Annotated in this window: 15 protein-coding genes; 9 read left to right on the top strand and 6 right to left on the bottom strand. The window is 69.6% G+C overall.

Features of this window, described 5'->3' with window-relative positions; translation table 11 throughout:
* Positions 1–643 precede the first annotated feature (643 nt).
* On the bottom strand, positions 644–1,372 hold the full coding sequence (locus tag D7147_RS32055) for a hypothetical protein (RefSeq protein ID WP_147437326.1): 729 nt from the start codon (positions 1,370–1,372) through the stop codon (positions 644–646).
* 65 nt (positions 1,373–1,437) lie between these two features.
* Here D7147_RS32055 and D7147_RS33325 point away from each other — a divergent pair, with 65 nt between their 5' ends.
* Entirely contained in the window at positions 1,438–1,572 is a 135-nt protein-coding gene (locus D7147_RS33325; protein WP_267900748.1) for a hypothetical protein, read from the top strand.
* Between the two features lie 193 nt (positions 1,573–1,765).
* Positions 1,766–2,161 carry a hypothetical protein gene (locus D7147_RS03800; protein WP_120673804.1) on the top strand — a complete coding sequence of 132 codons (396 nt, stop codon included), beginning with the start codon at positions 1,766–1,768 and terminating at the stop codon, positions 2,159–2,161.
* Between the two features lie 541 nt (positions 2,162–2,702).
* Here the strand turns inward: D7147_RS03800 and D7147_RS03795 are convergent.
* Positions 2,703–3,278, bottom strand: coding sequence for a hypothetical protein (locus D7147_RS03795; protein WP_120673803.1), 576 nt, complete (start codon positions 3,276–3,278; stop codon positions 2,703–2,705).
* A 116-nt stretch (positions 3,279–3,394) separates the two neighbouring features.
* Positions 3,395–3,796: a GntR family transcriptional regulator gene (locus D7147_RS03790; protein ID WP_120673802.1), complete on the bottom strand. Its 402-nt coding sequence runs from the start codon at positions 3,794–3,796 to the stop codon at positions 3,395–3,397.
* A gap of 1,018 nt (positions 3,797–4,814) precedes the next feature.
* Between D7147_RS03790 and D7147_RS03775 the strand changes: the two genes are divergently transcribed.
* The 5 genes from D7147_RS03775 to D7147_RS03755 all read left to right on the top strand — a co-directional run bounded on the left by D7147_RS03775 (position 4,815) and on the right by D7147_RS03755 (position 8,680).
* Entirely contained in the window at positions 4,815–5,087 is a 273-nt protein-coding gene (locus tag D7147_RS03775; protein WP_147437325.1) for a hypothetical protein, read from the top strand.
* Between the two features lie 266 nt (positions 5,088–5,353).
* Positions 5,354–5,926, top strand: coding sequence for an SUKH-4 family immunity protein (locus D7147_RS03770; RefSeq protein ID WP_120673800.1), 573 nt, complete (start codon positions 5,354–5,356; stop codon positions 5,924–5,926).
* Between the two features lie 144 nt (positions 5,927–6,070).
* Positions 6,071–7,015, top strand: a complete 945-nt coding sequence (locus tag D7147_RS03765) for an ATP-binding cassette domain-containing protein (RefSeq protein WP_120673799.1) — start codon at positions 6,071–6,073, stop codon at positions 7,013–7,015.
* Entirely contained in the window at positions 7,015–7,755 is a 741-nt protein-coding gene (locus D7147_RS03760; RefSeq protein WP_120673798.1) for an ABC transporter permease, read from the top strand. The genes D7147_RS03765 and D7147_RS03760 overlap by 1 nt, the downstream gene beginning before the upstream one ends.
* Before the next feature lie 88 nt (positions 7,756–7,843).
* The gene (locus tag D7147_RS03755; RefSeq protein WP_120673797.1) at positions 7,844–8,680 is read left to right on the top strand and encodes a DUF4097 family beta strand repeat-containing protein; all 837 of its coding nucleotides are present in this window, start codon (positions 7,844–7,846) and stop codon (positions 8,678–8,680) included.
* A 3-nt stretch (positions 8,681–8,683) separates the two neighbouring features.
* Here the strand turns inward: D7147_RS03755 and D7147_RS03750 are convergent, their stop codons facing one another.
* Both D7147_RS03750 and D7147_RS03745 read right to left on the bottom strand, forming a co-directional pair.
* Positions 8,684–11,815, bottom strand: a complete 3,132-nt coding sequence (locus D7147_RS03750; RefSeq protein ID WP_120673796.1) for a BTAD domain-containing putative transcriptional regulator — start codon at positions 11,813–11,815, stop codon at positions 8,684–8,686.
* A 153-nt stretch (positions 11,816–11,968) separates the two neighbouring features.
* Positions 11,969–12,898, bottom strand: a complete 930-nt coding sequence (locus D7147_RS03745; RefSeq protein ID WP_120673795.1) for an NADP-dependent oxidoreductase — start codon at positions 12,896–12,898, stop codon at positions 11,969–11,971.
* A gap of 50 nt (positions 12,899–12,948) precedes the next feature.
* On the opposite strand from D7147_RS03745, the gene D7147_RS03740 reads away from it, so the two are divergent.
* Positions 12,949–13,593 carry a TetR/AcrR family transcriptional regulator gene (locus D7147_RS03740; protein WP_120673994.1) on the top strand — a complete coding sequence of 215 codons (645 nt, stop codon included), beginning with the start codon at positions 12,949–12,951 and terminating at the stop codon, positions 13,591–13,593.
* A 93-nt stretch (positions 13,594–13,686) separates the two neighbouring features.
* Positions 13,687–14,769, top strand: coding sequence for an NAD-dependent epimerase/dehydratase family protein (locus D7147_RS03735; protein ID WP_120673794.1), 1,083 nt, complete (start codon positions 13,687–13,689; stop codon positions 14,767–14,769).
* Between the two features lie 145 nt (positions 14,770–14,914).
* Here D7147_RS03735 and D7147_RS03730 read toward each other — a convergent pair whose 3' ends face one another.
* Positions 14,915–16,072, bottom strand: coding sequence for a hypothetical protein (locus D7147_RS03730; protein ID WP_120673793.1), 1,158 nt, complete (start codon positions 16,070–16,072; stop codon positions 14,915–14,917).
* Between the last annotated feature and the right edge of the window lie 92 nt (positions 16,073–16,164).

The raw sequence follows: 16,164 nt of genomic DNA, 5'->3' as shown, positions 1-16,164 counted from the left end.
GCTACCCGATTCCCATGAGTCGTATTAGAGAGGATTGGTCGCGCCAGGTAGCCAGTAAGCCGTGGCTAGATCGCGACTCGTTCGATGAGGCATACGAAGCTGCAGCCACCCTGTATGAGGCTGGGAGGCTTGCCACGAAGCCGTCCGGTTATGACGAGCCGCCGTTCTGAACGCTCTACCCTCGCTGACCCTCGCTGACCCTCGCTGACATGATGTGAGGATTTTCTGTACGAGATCAAGGCGGCCCGCGTCGCGGGCCGCTCGCGCCGCCGAACCTGGGCCGGGCCGATGGCCCGCCTCCGCGCCTCTGGCCTTCGGCCGCCAGCGCGTCGGTGTTAGCCCGCCGGCGGCGCGACACACGACGAAGCCCAGGGCCGCCGCCATGAGTGGTGGCAGTTCCGGGGCTTCGGTGTTGATCGGCACAAGGGCAATGCCTCCGGCGGGGTCCTCGGGCACTCCGGGATGGTGGCGCCATCCCGACGACCTTCGTCCGGGCGGAGCCGATTGGGTAGGGCCTGCCCGGTCAAGGTCGTTCAGCCGCTGGGTGCTCCACCTTGACCGGGCAGGCCCTACCCACTCCACAGTGTGCGGACGAAGGCCGACGGGATGGCTCAGGCAGGACGACGGCGAAGAGCCAAGACCGCTACGGCGCCCACATACGACGGCGCCTGATTAGGAATTGCGTGTACCAAGGGTTGATCACAAAGGCGAACAGGAAAAAGCCAGCAACGGCGGCGATCTCTAGGATTATGTTCGCTGACGAGGTTACAGCAAGCCACGCGAGAAGGGCGGCAAATATGGCCGGCATCCCGTACCACATGAATTTCTCGAATCCGTTCGCCAGTTCACCCTCTGGACCCGTTCCAGGAGGATACGGTAGGTCGCTCCGGCGCTTTATCCCAACGTTGGCAATGCGGCCTTCCAAAGCCACGTTGGCGGCAAGCCCAGACGCCAGGAGTTGAACCTGGATCATGTCGGTTGGATTGATAAGCAGAGGTTGTATCAGGCAGCAGTTCTCTTCTGCTGATACGGCGGGGCCGAGGTCCACCGGACGGGTCTTGGTGGTTAGTGCCGAAACCACCCTATTCGCGCCGTGGAGTTTGATTGCAAGCGGCGATCTGAAATCCTCGGGCAGAATTGCCTTGTCGCCGGTGTTGACGATCCGGACGACGACCACGGAGGCATCTGGAACGACGGAACCCTTGTAGGTGACCTCTAGGTCTGTAGGCGTTGCGCGAGGGACCACTCGCGTATTGCCCACCACGAGGTATTCAAGTCCCGTCTTGTTTCGCTGTCTGAGATACGTAAGGTACGCAACCAAAAGGGCCGCTGCGCCAATGATGGCGCTTATCACGGCCGTCGCATCGCTCACGTCGGACCCTCCGGGTGCGTCGCCTCCGGACCACATGCTGGTCCGGTGTAGCCATTAAGGCGTCGGTGAAAGAGTTGCGGCTCGATCTGAAGCAGGGCGAGCCTACAAGACTCAAGGGCGTGGCGAGCGACCACGACATCGCCGTGTTCCTAGTGGTGACCCTACTACCTGTAGTGATGTCTGAAATTATCCTGATGTGAAGGCATTCCAACGAGAGCAAGCAGTGACCATCGTTGGCGATCTATGCCAGGTGCAGCGGCAGCTTAGAGGTGAGTCGTCCGGTTTGATCGACTACGCCTCGGGGCCGAGCTCAGCCGCTGGAGCTGGTCGGCCAACGGCGACTGGGAGCAAGGATCTTCACGTCTCGCGATCACGTCGGTACTCTTCGCACTCATGGCGTCTCGCGGCAAGTCGAACCTCTGGCGGTATTGGGGCTACGGCGTCCTGGCGGTGCTCCTCCTGTCCCTGGCCGGTACTGGGTTCGGTCCCGGCATCTACGCGGTGCTCGTCGGTCTCTTGATCCTCTTCGTCCTCTTCCAGGCGCCGGTGTACTGCGGTGCCATCAACCGGAAGCGTGGCGGCGGCGTTGAGTTCTGCCGCAACAACTCAAGCGGCCTGGTCCTGGGTTGCCATCTCCGGCAGCACAAATGGCAGAAGTTCGGGCGCGACTGGTGGTCTCTCGGCTGGCGCGAGAAGACCAAAGGGATCTGGACCGGAGCGTCGGCGAAGCTGGCGACCATCAGTGGCCTCGTTGGCACCGTGACCGGGATCATTGGCGTCTTCAAGTAGGCGCCCGCCTGCCATGCATGGGCGAGGCAGTCGGGCAATGTATCACCAAGATCGTCGGGCACAACGCGGGCACAACTGACGCCGACAAGGGCTGTCAACCGCTGTAAGGCAACGGCAGAGTCGCCCCAGTTCAGCAGGCAGATACACCCGGTTCGGCATGATCGTTGCTGCGCGAGAGGGATTCAGGGTTCGAGTCCCTGGCGGCCCACTCTTCCGCAGGTCAGCTGCCCGTTGTGCAGCCAGTGGAGCCCGGATCATGGTGGTTCGGCAGCGAAGCGTTCGTCGGCGGCGCCGGCATCTGGCTCGCCAGTAGCCGCCTTTGGACCTGATGACGTAAACGAGTCACGAGCCCCCGGTTCCGGCGCGACCCAGCCGCTTGAACACCCTGAGGGTGGCCACGGTGAGATCTTGCGTCGTCCGTTTCTCCTGGATGCCAGCGGCGGGCCGCTACGTCAACGGCCGCCTCGGAGCCCCTGCCCGGCGTTCTCAAGGCCCATTTGCCCCGTCCGGAGTTCGAGCCGGGTGGGCATGCATGCCCGGACTACGTCGGTGGATCAGCCTGCAAGTCCCACCAGCGGGGCAGGTCGTCGTCTGGAACGTCCGGGCTGGCGAAGTAGAACGGCACCCCGATGTTGTCTGCCAACGCCCGACCTTTCTCGGTCGCCTCCGCAGCTTCTGGCCATGGCGGAACCTCACCGCTGAACAGGCGGAGATCGCTGCCGTGGCGGAAACCCGCCAGCGGCTGCTCGTCGAAGCGGGGGTGGTGAGGGCTCGGCCGTTGCGTAATCGCGTACAGCCGCACAAACCAACCTTGGGTGTCTCCATCCCACAGGGCTTCCACGGCGACCACCGGGTCCGTCATCGCCATGACCTTCTCCCTCAGTCGGGGAACCTCGACCGGCGGCGCGTCGGGTTCAACCAATCCTTCCGAACGGAGCCATGCCAAGCGCTCAGCCAACATGTCCTGGGCTTCGTACAGGCCCGGTCGCGGATCAAGGCCGTCAGCTGAGCGCAACAGAACGACGGCATGTATCAGCCGCCGTTGGCGAAGCTGCTCATCGATCTGCTCGCGCACCTGCGAGGCCAGCGACGTCCACCACGGATCCTGCACCGTCACGTCTCCAGTTCCACCGACAGGCTCGGTCCCTGCTCGTCGACGCCGACCGTCATCAGCTGGCGGCCTCGTACGGCTGAGGCCGTACCCCCGGCGGGTGCCGACGGTTGCGCCGAGGGTCAGCGGCCGACTCGGACGCGGTCGGCGGAATACACCTCGCGCGAGCCGTCGGCGCGGAAGATCACGATGACCGGGATGCCCTCACCGATCTCCAGCTCGCGCCGCTCGGCGGGCGTCGGCATCCGAGCGGTGACGGTGTCGCCCTTGAGGAGAGTCACCGTCTCGGTCGGCTCGACGGCGCGAACGAATGTGCCGCGCGGCGGTTTCACGATCACGAGCCCTTCCGACCTGAGTAGCGCTATCGCCTGTCGGACGCTCGTGCGGCTCAGCCCGTGCTCCTGAGCCAGCCGCAGCTCGCTCGGTAGCGATGCCCCGGGCGCAAGGTCGCCGGACGTGATCCGGTCTCGCAGGAGGTCTGCGAGCTGCCGGAACACGGCGCGATCCGCACTGGGGTCGATCACGAATGTGACGCTACGTGTCCAACAGCTCTACATCTTACTGTACCTACAGTCCTACGTTGTTACGGTGATACGACCTGCGGCGTTACGTCGAGAGGCGGGTACAGCGCCCCACGCCAATGACGATGACCCACCCCTGAGGGAGCTCCGGTGCCTGGTGTCTCGTACGAGCAGTGCTTGGTGGCCGTCGCGCTCACCCTGGCCAGGCGGCATCGGCCGGTCTGGTCATGGGAGCGGTGGCGGTAGGTCTGCCGATGCGGAAGCGAGCTGCCCCGCCGCAAGAGACATCAAATCCCAATCAACCGAGATCACTGGCCGCTAGACCCCGCTCGGCGAAGTGCCCCGCCAGTGGCCTGGCCGGCGGCGCGTGAGACGCCGCGATGACGACACACCTGCCGGTCGCCCCGGCCTCGACCTGCGGTTGCTGCGGTGCCGACTGGCCCTGCCAGACTCGGCGGCGGGAGCTGCGGGTGGAGTATGGCGGCACCCCGGTGTCTCTCGCCTTATACCTGGCCGCCCAGTTCGTTGACGCCGCCGAAGACCTGGCTCACCTCCCCGCCGGCTACCTGCACCACCGCTTCCTGGGCTGGATCCGATTAGCATCCTGCGGCCCGGCGACGAGAAGTTCCACTACAGCGACGGCTCCCATAAGTGGATCCCGCCGGGTCCCGACTACGACCAGGAGGTCTGGAACGAACAGGTCCGCCAGCACAAGCAAGGTCACCTCAAGAACGAGCACCCGAAGGTACGCGTAAAACGCCTCGTCTGATGCCAGCAGTACCGCAGCCAAGTACGGCAACCCACCCAGCCGAACCGGACCGAGGCCGGGCCGTCCGGAAACCGGCTGTTGCGGACCTCGACGTTGCTGCCGCACACGAACCGACGCGCAAATTGACGGGACGTGCCTTGTCAGCTTTCGACAACTTACGTACGTCTATGTCGGGCGGGCGGCCGAGGCCCTCGGCTTGTAGCGTCAGGGCAAGCCGAGATCGTGCAGGAGGGCGACGTGTCTGCTACGGGAGTGCGCAAGGCGGTGGCGACGGTCTCCATCGTGGCGCTGGTGGGTCTCCTTAGCGCCGGAGGTGCCGCGCTCATCTGGATTCCGGTTCAGGCGATCATCAATTTCGAACCGCAGAGTCTCGCGTGGGGCTCGCCCTCCGGCCCTCCGGTGACCGATGCGCAGCAGCGCAGCGATCTCATTCTCGACTCGGTGTTGCCCATTGGCGTGGGGATCATCCTGCTTGTGCTTGCGGTAGCCGTCGTGAGGGCGCTCATCGGCTACCTGCGCAAATGAGCGGCGGTCCAGACGACTGCGGTGAACACGACGGAGGGTCAGCGCCGAACGGTGCCGGCTCTCCAGGTAGGTCGGTCAGTGCCGTTCGAACGCGCCCACCTTCGCTCCAGACATGCAGGGTGACCAGCTCGCGGTGGGTCGCCGGGCGGTAGCGGTTCCGCCCCTGGCGGCATCCGAGGACATGCCAGTCGGCGTTCGGGGCGCCGGTACCGTCGATCGCCCCGCTGGTCGCCGCGGCAAATCGTTCAGCGCGAGAATGTCGACCCATGAGCCCCCTGATCGACCGGACCGCGATGGAGTCCGTCTTTCCCGCCGAAGAGCTGGTCACCCTGGACGACCGCACGCTCGCCACGATCGCGCACGAGCCGACGCGGATTTTCCTGCGGGAGGTCGGGCTGCCGGACCAGGTCGGCTGGTTCCAGGCGGACCAGCTCCTTCTCGACGGTGACCTGCGGATCGGTGGCGAGGCGTGGCGGGCGGTGTCGCGGAGGTATCCGAGCTGTCCGTTCGACATGTCGGCCTGGCTGACGCTGGGCGGGATCGGCATGGACGACGTCATCGTGGACACGGCCACGGGGCTGGTCTACTCCATCCCGGAGGACGGCGCTCCGCACCTGCTCAACACGAGCATCGACGCGCTGGCGTACTTCCTGCACGCGCTCGAAGAGGAGCGACCCGACTACGACGTCGAGGCCTGTACCGACGAGGGCGTCGACCCGGAGGGCGCCGAGCGGAGGCTTCTGATCCGGATGCGCCGGGCGGACGCGGCCGCCTTGGAGCATGCCGAGTCGACCTGGTTCCTGGTCCTCCGGTACGTGCGCAATCTCCTGCAGGACTAGGGCGGTCGCACGGACCTCGCGCTAGCCCGACGCTAGCCCGATGACCTCCGGTTGAAGGTCCGGACGGGCAGCCCGGTCGTGGTGTCAGGTGCCGTGTCAGGGCGGTGTCAGGGGGGTGGCAGGCCGGGCGCTGAAGGTAGTCGCATGACGAGTTCAGCGATCGCGGCCACGGGGCTGCGGAAGGCGTACAAGGACAAGGTCGTTCTCGACGGCATCGATCTCGACGTCGCCACCGGCACGATCTTCTCGCTGCTCGGCCCGAACGGGGCGGGCAAGACGACGACTGTCAACGTGCTGAGCACGTTGATGAAGGCCGACGGCGGCACGGTACGGGTCGCGGGCCACGACGTGGCGACCGAGACCAAGGCGGTACGGGCGGCCATCGGGGTCACCGGCCAGTTCGCCGCGGTGGACGAGCTGCTGACGGGCCGGGAGAACCTGCAGCTGATGGCGGACCTCAAGCGGTTGGGCTCGGGGGAGAGCAAGCGGGTCGTCGCCGACCTGCTGGAGCGGTTCGACCTGACGGAGTCGGCGCAGAAGCAGGCGGCGAGCTACTCCGGGGGTATGCGCCGGAAGCTGGATCTGGCGATGACCCTGGTCGGCAAGCCCAGCATCATCTTCCTCGACGAGCCGACGACGGGCCTGGACCCGCGTAGCCGCCGGACGATGTGGGACATCATCCGCCGGCTGGTGGCCGAGGGCACGACCATCTTCCTCACCACCCAGTACCTGGAGGAGGCCGATCGGCTCGCGGACCGGATCGCGGTGCTCGACCAGGGCAGGCTGGTCGCCCAGGGCACCCCCGCCGAACTCAAGCGGCTGGTCCCCGGCGGGCACGTCCGGCTCCGGTTCGCGGGCGACCTCGAACTCGACGCGGCGATGCGGGTCCTGCCCGACTCCACCCGGGACGACGACGAGGACCTGATCCTGCGGGTTCCCGGTGACGGCGGCGCGAGTTCGCTGCGCGCCCTGCTCGCCCAACTCGACGCGCACTCCATCGAGGTCGAGGAGTTCTCGGTGCACACGCCGGACCTCGACGACGTCTTCCTTGCCCTGACCGGTCGTACCAACACGAAGGTGAACGCATAATGAGCAGCGCGACGACCATGCTCGGTCGCAACTTCAAGCACACTCTCCGCAACCCGGTCACCGTGTTCAACGCGGTCCTGTTCCCGATCGTCCTGCTGCTGATTTTCGTCTACGTCATCGGCGGCGCCTTCGACATCGCCGGGAACTACATCGACTACGCGACCCCGGGCATGATCGTGATGACGATCTGCTACGGGTTGAGCGCCACCGCGCTCGCGGTGAACTCCGACATGACGAAGGGGATCATCAACCGGTTCAAGGTCATGGACATCTCCCGCAGCGCCGTACTGACCGCACATGTCGCCGAGAGCATGCTCCGTACCGTGATCGCCATCGCCGGCCTCGTCGGCGTGGCCCTGGCGCTGGGTTTCCGGCCGGCGGCGAGTCCCCTCGAATGGCTCGGCGCGATCGGCTTCCTCGTGCTGGTCTCCTTCGCGACCACCTGGCTCACCGTCGCCCTGGGCCTGTCGGCCAAGACCCCGGAGTCGGCGGGGATGGTCTCCGTGCCGCTGATCATGCTGCCCTTCCTGAGCAGCGCGATCGTGCCCGCCGAGACGATGGGCCCCGGCGTGCGGCAGTTCGCCGAGTACCAGCCCTTCACCCCGATCATCGAGACGGTGCGCGGGCTGCTGACCGGCGAACCCGACACCAGCAGCGTGATGGTCGCCGTCGCCTGGTGCGTCGGGATCGCCCTGATCGGATACGTCTGGTCGCTCTCCACCTTCAAGAAGCGCGCCTGACCGGCCAGAGAGCGCGACCGACCGACCGAAGCGTGCCTGACCGACCAGAGCGTCGCACCGGCCGCCGCGAGCAGAAGGAGAAGCTGTCATGCCCACATACGCCACGCCCGGGCCCATCGCCGCCACGGTGGAGGTCGCCGGCGCTCAGGTACGGGTCACCGCGAGCGACCGGACCGACACGGTGGTACTGGTCGAGCCCATCGACGAGGCGAGCCGGAAGGACGTCCGGGTGGCCGAGAAGACCGAGGTCGACTTCGCCGACGGTCACCTGTCGGTCAAGACGAGGGCCGCCGGGGAGAAGGCCGGGTCGGTCGTCATCACGATCGACCTGCCCGCCGGCTCCGACCTGGCCGCTTACCTGGCGCACTCGGACGTGCACACGGTCGGCCCGTTCGGCGCGTGCGAGCTGCGGATGGCCTCAGGACGGGTCGAGCTGGATCGCGTCGACGCCCTGGAGGCGAACATCGCGTCCGGTCAGGTCGCGGTCGGCCACATCGCCGGTCGGGCCAGCATCGACGGCGGTGCGTTCACGATGCGGGTCGGTGCGGCCGACGGCACCGTGCGGCTCTCGAACTCCGGCGGCCACGCCTGGATCGGTCACGCCCGGGCCGACCTCTCCCTCAGCAGCGCCAGCTGCGACTTCGACGTCGACCGCGCCGACGGCAGCGTCACCGCCACGACGGCCAGCGGCGCCATCCGGATCGGCCGGATGGCGAACGGTCACGCGAAGTTGATGAACGGCTCGGGAAACATCGAAGTCGGCATCGGCCGGCACGCCACCGCCCGGATCGACGTCGACAGCGAACGTGCTTCGGTACGCGACTCCGTCACGCCGGCCGGGAACCCCGACCCGTCCGACGACGAGGTCTTCGTCCACGCCCGCACCCGGCACGGCGACATCATCATCCAGCGCGCGGCGAGCTGAAGCTCACAGCGCGAGCGCGACCTCGACCAGCTCGACCGGGCTCGAACCCCCGCCCTCCTGCGTCACCTCGGCGAACCGTGCTTCGCCGAGGTGACGCCGCGTTTCCGTCTCCACCCGACCGGCATCCGGATGAGCACGATCCGGCAGGCCGCGCACCCCGACGCTGGCGGCCAGCAGCCGCGCGGCCAGCTCGTACCGGTCGTGCCGCAGCGCCAGGTCCGCGACACCGACGAGCATCTGGGCGATCAGGAAAGGTTGTCCCGCCTCGGACGCCGCCTGCCAGGCCGCCACCCGGTGCGAACGGACCTCGCGGAGGTCGTCGGTCAGGTAGCCGAGCCGGTCGTGGATGAGCGCGCGGATGTGCGCCTGCTCCGCGTCTTCACCCAGGAGAGCCGTCGCGACCCCGAGTTGGTGGCGCGCCTCCGCTGTGTCGCCGTCCCACCGCGCGAGCTCCGCCTTGGCGAGCGCCAGCTCGACCAGCGCATGCGGCCAGGTGACCCCTTCGGCGCGCCGCTCGGCCTCGGCGAGGGCAGCCGCACCGGCCTCCCGATCACCCCACTGCCAGTACAGCAGGGCCTGCTGGGTGCGGAGCTGGATGACATCCTCGACGGCGCCGACCTCGGTGACGACCGCGATCGCCGCTTCGTAGTGCTCACACGCGCCGGCGAACTCGCCGCGCTGCGCGAGTTGGCCCGCCAGCTCGGAGAGGGCCAGGAACATGCCGAACCGCTCGCCGAGCGTCCGGAACTCGGTGAGCGCCAGCTCCAGGTTGGCCTCCGCCTCCGAGCCGCCCCGGCCGAGCAGGATCCGCATCTTCCCGCTCTGCCAACGGGCCAGGGCGCGTACCCACGGGTCCTCGCTCTCCAGCAACGACTCGAACGCGGAGACCGCAGACTCCGGCTCCCGCAGCATCCGCTCCAGCGGGTTGACCAGCCCCAGCAGCGGATTGCGGTGCCGGCTCTGCTGGCTGAACCGGTACGCCTTGTGGATCCACTCGGCGCCCTGGTGCTCGTCGCCCCGCCCGGAGGTCACGAAGAGCACCACCAGCCCGTACGCCATGGCCCGGACGTCGTCGGTCACCTCGCCGGGAACCTCGGTGGCCGCGATCATCAGGTCGAGCCCCTCGGCCCGGCGCCCGCCGAGCCACCAGTACCACCCGGTGGCCGCCGCGAGCCGCATCGCGGCCTGCGCGTCGCCGGCCGTGATCGCCCCCCGCAGCGCGGCGGCGATGTTGTCGTGCTCGGCCTCGAGCGTGGCGAGCCAGACCAGCTGCTCGGCGCGGCGCAGATGCGGCTCCGCGGCCTCGGTGAGCTCGGTGAAGTAGGCGAGATGCGCCCGCCGGGTCAGCTCCGATTCGCCGGCTTCGGCGAGCCGATCCGCGGCGTACTCCTTGATCGTGCCGAGCATCCGGTAGCGCGGCGTGCCCTCGCCCTCGGTCACCAGAAGGGACTTCTCGGCCAGCGAGGTGACCAACTCCAGCACCTCATCCTGCTCGACGAGGTCGCCGGCGCAGACCCGTTCGGCCGCCTCCAGGCTCGCCCCTCCGAAGAAGACCGACAGCCGGCGCAGCGCCGTCCGCTCGGCGTCGGTGAGCAACTCCCAGCTCCAGTCGACCACCGCGCGCAGCGTCTTGTGCCGCGGCAGGGCGGTACGGCTGCCGCTGGTCAGCAGGCGGAACCGGTCGTCGAGCCGGTTGGCGAGCTGCTCGATGCTCATGGTGCGCAGCCGGGCGGCGGCGAGTTCGATCGCCAGCGGCATCCCGTCCAGCGCCCGGCAGACGCGCACCATCGTCGACAGGGTCTGCTCGTCGACGCCGAGGTCCCGGCGCACGGCGCCCGCCCGGTCGCGGAGCAGGCGGACGGCCGGCGAGGACGCGATCTCGGCAGGGTCCGCGTCGGCCGGCACGGCCAGCGGCTCGACCAGCCACAGCGCCTCACCGGTTATGCCGAGCGGCTCCCTGCTCGTCGCCAGGATCCGCAGCCGCCGGCACTCCCCGAGCACCCGTTCGGCGAACCTCGCCGCCGCCTCGATCACATGCTCACAGTTGTCGAGGATCAGCAGCGCCTCCCGCTCGCGGATCGCGGCGATGAGCCCGTCCGCCGGGTCGGCGCCCGAACCCGCGCCGAGCAGGGCGTCCCGGAGCCCGAGCCCGGTGAGCGTCGCCTGCGCGACGCCGTCGGCGCCGACGGCGGCGAGCTCCACCAACCAGACTCCGTCCGGCAGGTCACCGACCAGCGTGCGCGCGGTCTCCGTGGCCAGTCTGGTCTTGCCCGAACCGCCCGGCCCGATCAAGGTGGTGAGCCGATGCTCCGCCACCAACTCGCGTACGGCGGCGACCTCGGCGTCCCGGCCGACGAAGCTGGTGAGTTCGGCACGCACGTTGGTCTGCCGGCTCTCCTCTCGTCGCCCCAGCTCGCCCCGCAGCAACGCGACGTGCAGGGCCGACAGCTCCGGCGACGGGTCGACGCCCAGCGAGTCGGAGAGCGCCTCCCTCGTCCGTTCGTAGGTGAGCAGGGCCTCGGAGTCGCGGCCGGCCGCCACCAGGGCCCGCATCAGCGCCGCGACCAGCGGTTCCCGCAGCGGATTCGCGGTGACCGCGTCGGTCAGCTCCGCGACCACCTGCGCGCCGTTGCCGAGCGCGACCTCCGCCTCGAAGCGATCCTCCATCGCCGTCAGGCGCAGCCCGTCGAGTCGGGTCACCGCCGCGTCGAACGCGTCGCTCTCCTCCAAGCCCACATCGTGCAGGGCTGCACCGCGCCACAGGCCGAGGGCTTCGCGCAGCAGCCGTACACGCTGGAGACCCTCCTCCTGGCGGGCCCGACCGAGGAGACGTTCGAACCGGAGAGCGTCGACGTCGTCGGGCTCCACCGTCAGCCGGTAGCCACCCGGCTGCCCCTCGACAACCCCACCGGGCAGCGCCTTCCGCAGCCGGGAAGCCAGACGTTGCAGGGCGTTCGCCGCGTCGGCGGGCGGGTTCTTGCCCCAGATCCAGTCGACGAGCATCGACTTCGGAACGGTGCGGCCCGGTTCGAGGGCCAGGGCGATCAGCAGTGCGCGTAACCGGGCGCCGGGCACGTCGGCGGTGCTGCCGTCGTTCGTGCGAACCTCGAATGATCCCAGCATCCCGACCTGCACGCGCTGATTCTCCCACGGTGGCCCGGCCGCGCCGGCCGCCCGTTTCGGGGCCGCCTTCGCAGGGCCACCGATGGTCGCTGCAGCCCGGATGACCGGCGGTCGGCAGCCCCGACCGGTCGCCAGCCCCGACCGGTCGGCGGCGCACAGGAGGCGCTACGGCGTCAGCACGATCTTGCCCCGTGCGTGGCGGGACTCGCTCAACTCGTGGGCGGCGGCCCCCTCGTCGAGGGAGAAGACGGCGGCGATCGGCACCGTGAAGCGACCCTGCTCGGCGAGTGCACCGGCGGCGGCGATTCCGTCGAGCGCCGGTGCGTCCGCGCCGGGACCGGAGCCGCGCGACCAGTGCACGCCGTACGCGGCGGCGTTGGCGTCGGCGATGCTCACCACCCGCTCCGGGCTCGCGACCAGGCCGACCAGGTCGGGCAGCGACCCGGAGCCGGCACCGTCGAGTACGACGTCCACCCCGCCGGGCACCAGCGCCTTGACCCGTTCGGCCAGCCCGGGGCCGTAGGTGGTCGGGATCGCCCCGAGCGCGGTGATGAACTCGTGGTTGTGCTCGCCGGCAGTGCCGATGACCGTCGCGCCGCGAGCGACCGCGAGTTGGATCGTGGTCGTGCCGACGCCGCCGGCCGCGCCCTCGATCAGCAGCACGGTGCCGGGTTCGACGCCCAGCCGGTCGAGCACCCGAGCGGCCGTCTCGATGTTGCCGGCCGCGCCGCCGGCCTGCTCCCAGCTCAACGCGGCAGGCTTCGGCGCCCACGCGGCCAGGACGGCGTATTCGGCGTTCGCCCCGCCCATCTGTGCGTAGTCGGTGACCCCGAAGACCTCGTCGCCCACTCGAACCGTGGTGACCCCGGCACCCACCTCGTCCACCACACCGGCCGCGTCGACGCCGGGCACGTGCGGCAGGGGCAGCGGGACCCACTCCCGGAACCGGCCGGCCCGGACGTACGTGTCGGCCGGATTGACGCCCGACGCCCGAACCGCCACCCGGATCTGACCCGGTCCGGCGTGCGGCTCCGGTGCCTCGGCGACGCGAAGCACAGCGGCGGGACCGTACTCGGGAAATTGCAGCGCTCTCATGCCCGCGGACGCTAATCGGCAAAACCCGCCGCCTGGCTAAAGTGAGAGCGGTGACCGACGGTTTGCCTCACCCCCTGCGCTCCGACGCCCTGGGCAATCGCGAGCGCATCATCGAGGCGGCCCGGGCGGTCTTCGCCGCCGAAGGTGTGAACGCTCCGATGCGGCAGATCGCCCGGCGTGCGGGGGTCGCCCCGGCGACCCTGTACCGCCGCTTTCCGACGAAGGAGATGCTGGTCACCGAGGCGTTCACCGAGCAGATGCACGCGTGCCACGACATCGTCGACGAGGGGCTCGCCGACCCGGATCCGTGGCTCGGTTTCTGTCTCGTGATCGAGAAAATGTGTGAACTGCACGCGCGGGACCACGGCTTCACCGCAGCCTTTGTCGCGGCCTTTCCCAAAGCCGTGGATTTTGAGGTGCGCCGCGAATACGCGCTCACCGGTATCGCTGAACTGGCCCGTCGCGCCATGGCCGCCGGTCGGCTGCGCCCCGACTTCGTCCTGGACGACGTGCTCCTCGTGCTGATGGCAAACAGTGGCATCCGGGCCACCTCACCGGCCGCCCGGATCACGGCTTCCCGGCGCTTCGCCGCGCTGGCCATCCAGGCGTTCCGCGCCTCCCCGGACGCCTCTCCGCTCCCGCCGCTGGCCGGGTTGACGTCTCCGGCCTCGGCAGGCTCCGAGCGAACGAGCTAGCGGGGCGCTCTCACCCGCAAGCCGAGTCGACCGCAGCCGGGAGAGGCGGAGAACCGCACGTATAGGGACGGTCTGGGCGGGTACGGGGCGGGCATGCGGATCGTGGTGGTCGGGGCCAGCGGCAACGCCGGGACGGCGCTGCTGCGCCGGCTACGCCGGGAGCGGAACGTGGAGCTTGCCGGGGTCGTCCGCCGGCTGCCCGGGCCGGACTCGGGGGAGCCGTACGACCAGGTGGAGTGGCACTCCTGCGACATCGGCATGCCCGGCGCGGCCGACCAACTCGCCGAGGTGTTCGCCGGCGCCGGGGCGGTGGTGCACCTGGCGTGGCAGATCCAGCCCAGCCACGACCAGCGGGTGCTGCACCGGACCAACGTGGGCGGCAGCCGGGCGGTGATCGACGCGGTGGTCCGGGCCAAGGTGCCGGCCCTGGTGTACGCGTCGTCGGTAGGTGTCTACGCGGCCGGCCCGAAGGACCACCCGGTGAGTGAGCGTTGGCCGGCGACGGGAGTGCCCGAGTCGTCGTACAGCCGGGACAAGGCGGAGGTGGAGGCACTGCTCGACGTGGCCGAGCGGGAGCACCCGGAGCTGCGGGTGGTGCGGATGCGCCCCGGGCTGAACTTCCAACGGGACGCGGCCACCGAGATCAGCCGCTACTTCCTGGGGCCGCTGGTGCCGGTCCAGCTGCTCCGGTTCAACCGGATCCCGCTGGTGCCCACCCATCGCCGGCTGCGGATGCAGGCGGTGCAGACCGATGACGTCGCCGAGGCGTACGCCCGGGTGCTTCTCGGTGACGCGCGCGGCGCCTTCAACCTGGCCGCGGACCCGGTGCTGACTCCGGAGCTGGTGGCCCGGCACTTCCACGGTTGGACGGTGCCGGTGGCCGCCCCGGTGCTGCGCGCTGCCGCCCGGCTGACCTGGTACGCGCGCCTGCAGCCGATCGACGCCGGCTGGGTGCAGCTGGCGCTGAGTGTGCCGCTGCTGTCGAGCGAGCGTGCCGAGAGCGAGCTGGGCTGGCGGCCACGGGTCGACGCGCTCACCGCCCTGCGGGAGCTCTTCACCGGGATGGCGGAACGCGCCCATACCTCCAGCCCGCCGATGTCCGCCGCGCCTGAGCTTCCCGGGCGTCTGGCCGCCCTCCTCCGCGGCACCCCCGCCGGCCACCACAACCCCTACTGACCCTCCCCCCCCCCGGGGTCCCAGCCCCGGCCGAGGTCCCAGCCCCGTGATCATGAAGTCAGCGTCGCGACACGCCGATGGAACGGGCAATAACCTCATGATCACCGGGCCGGGCCGGGCCGGGCCGGGCCGGGCCGGGGTGGGGTTAGGAGGTTAGGTGGGCGCCTAGGAAGAAGATGCCGGGGTGGCCGGGCGTCTCGAACTGGCCACTGCGGTTGCGGCGCAGCGTCGAGTTCTCGATGGTCATCGTGCCCGTACGGTCGTTGCTCACGAAGAAGATCGCGCCGCCGCCCTCGTTCGCCTCGTTGTCCTCGATCACCGTGCCGGCGATCCTGACCGTGAAGCGGTTGCCGTCGCAGTAGATCGCGCCGCCGCTGCCGCCGCCGGGCGTACCGGACTTCGCCGGGTTGGCGCCGCTGCCGACCGCCTCGTTGCCGGTGAAGAGGCTGTTCAGCACCGTCCACGAGACGCCGATGCTGCTCAACGCCCCGCCGTTCGAGCAGGAACCGCGATCGAAGGTGCTGCTCACGACGTACACCGGCTTGTTCTCGTACTGGCTCAGCACCCGCAGGGCGGCACCGCCCAGATCCGGCCCGGTGCGGTCGCAGCGGTTGCGGAGGAACTTGGCGTTGACCACCTTCACCCGCCCGCCGCGGACGAAGACCGCGCCACCCCCGCCCCCCTCGCCCTGCTCACCGGTGGAGTTGCCGTCGGCGAAGGTGATGTTCTGCAGGGTGAGCTGCGGGTGGTCCTGGTTCTGGCAGTGCGAGGTGGTCCAGCCCTGCGCCTGGTCGCAGGTGTTCATGTAGAGGATCCGCCGCTTGCCCTGACCGCTGAGGGTGACCTTGCCGCCGCCGTCCAGCACCACCTTCGGCCCGTTGGCGTTGCGCACCTTCGCCGTGGCGGCCATCCGGATCGTCACCGGGTCCGGTCCGCAGTCGAAGGTGATCACGCCGCCGGCCCCGACGGCCTTCACCACGGCGGCGGAGGTGCAGCTCGCCGGGGTTCCGCTGCCGATCGTGCGGGTCGGCTTCGAGGTGTCCACCGCCCGTGCCTCGGCCGGCACCGGCGCGTGCCCCTTCGCGTTCCCGGCCTGGAGCACCGTGGTGGGCGGCTTCGACGGAGACGGACTCGGGCCGCCGAAGCCGGTCCGGGCGGCCGGGGCCACCTGCTGCGGGGCGGTCGGCGACCCGGCGTCGGCCGACGGGGTGACCGGCGTCGTCGGCGCCGGACCGGCCGTGCCGCAGGCGGAGAGGGCGACGAGGCCGGCGGCGAGGAGGGCGAGGAGGGGTCCGGTGCGCACGCCACGATGCTAGGGGCTGTTCCAGCGGGCCGCGGCCCGGCGATGCCGGGGGACGACCAGCTGCCCGCCCTCCGGAGAGGACGTACGCAGCC

The sequence above is a fragment of the Micromonospora musae genome, from assembly GCF_003626545.1.
Taxonomy (GTDB): domain Bacteria; phylum Actinomycetota; class Actinomycetes; order Mycobacteriales; family Micromonosporaceae; genus Micromonospora; species Micromonospora musae.
This window is presented reverse-complemented; position numbering and strand designations above follow the sequence as displayed.

Bases quoted from the DNA above. Each gene is read 5' to 3' on its own strand.
- D7147_RS03800 (WP_120673804.1), top strand. From the start codon at position 1,766: ATGGCGTCTCGCGGCAAGTCGAACCTCTGGCGGTATTGGGGCTACGGC.
- D7147_RS03770 (WP_120673800.1), top strand. From the start codon at position 5,354: ATGAGCCCCCTGATCGACCGGACCGCGATGGAGTCCGTCTTTCCCGCC.
- D7147_RS03765 (WP_120673799.1), top strand. From the start codon at position 6,071: ATGACGAGTTCAGCGATCGCGGCCACGGGGCTGCGGAAGGCGTACAAG.
- D7147_RS03760 (WP_120673798.1), top strand. From the start codon at position 7,015: ATGAGCAGCGCGACGACCATGCTCGGTCGCAACTTCAAGCACACTCTC.
- D7147_RS03755 (WP_120673797.1), top strand. From the start codon at position 7,844: ATGCCCACATACGCCACGCCCGGGCCCATCGCCGCCACGGTGGAGGTC.
- D7147_RS03745 (WP_120673795.1), bottom strand. From the start codon at position 12,898: ATGAGAGCGCTGCAATTTCCCGAGTACGGTCCCGCCGCTGTGCTTCGC.
- D7147_RS03735 (WP_120673794.1), top strand. From the start codon at position 13,687: ATGCGGATCGTGGTGGTCGGGGCCAGCGGCAACGCCGGGACGGCGCTG.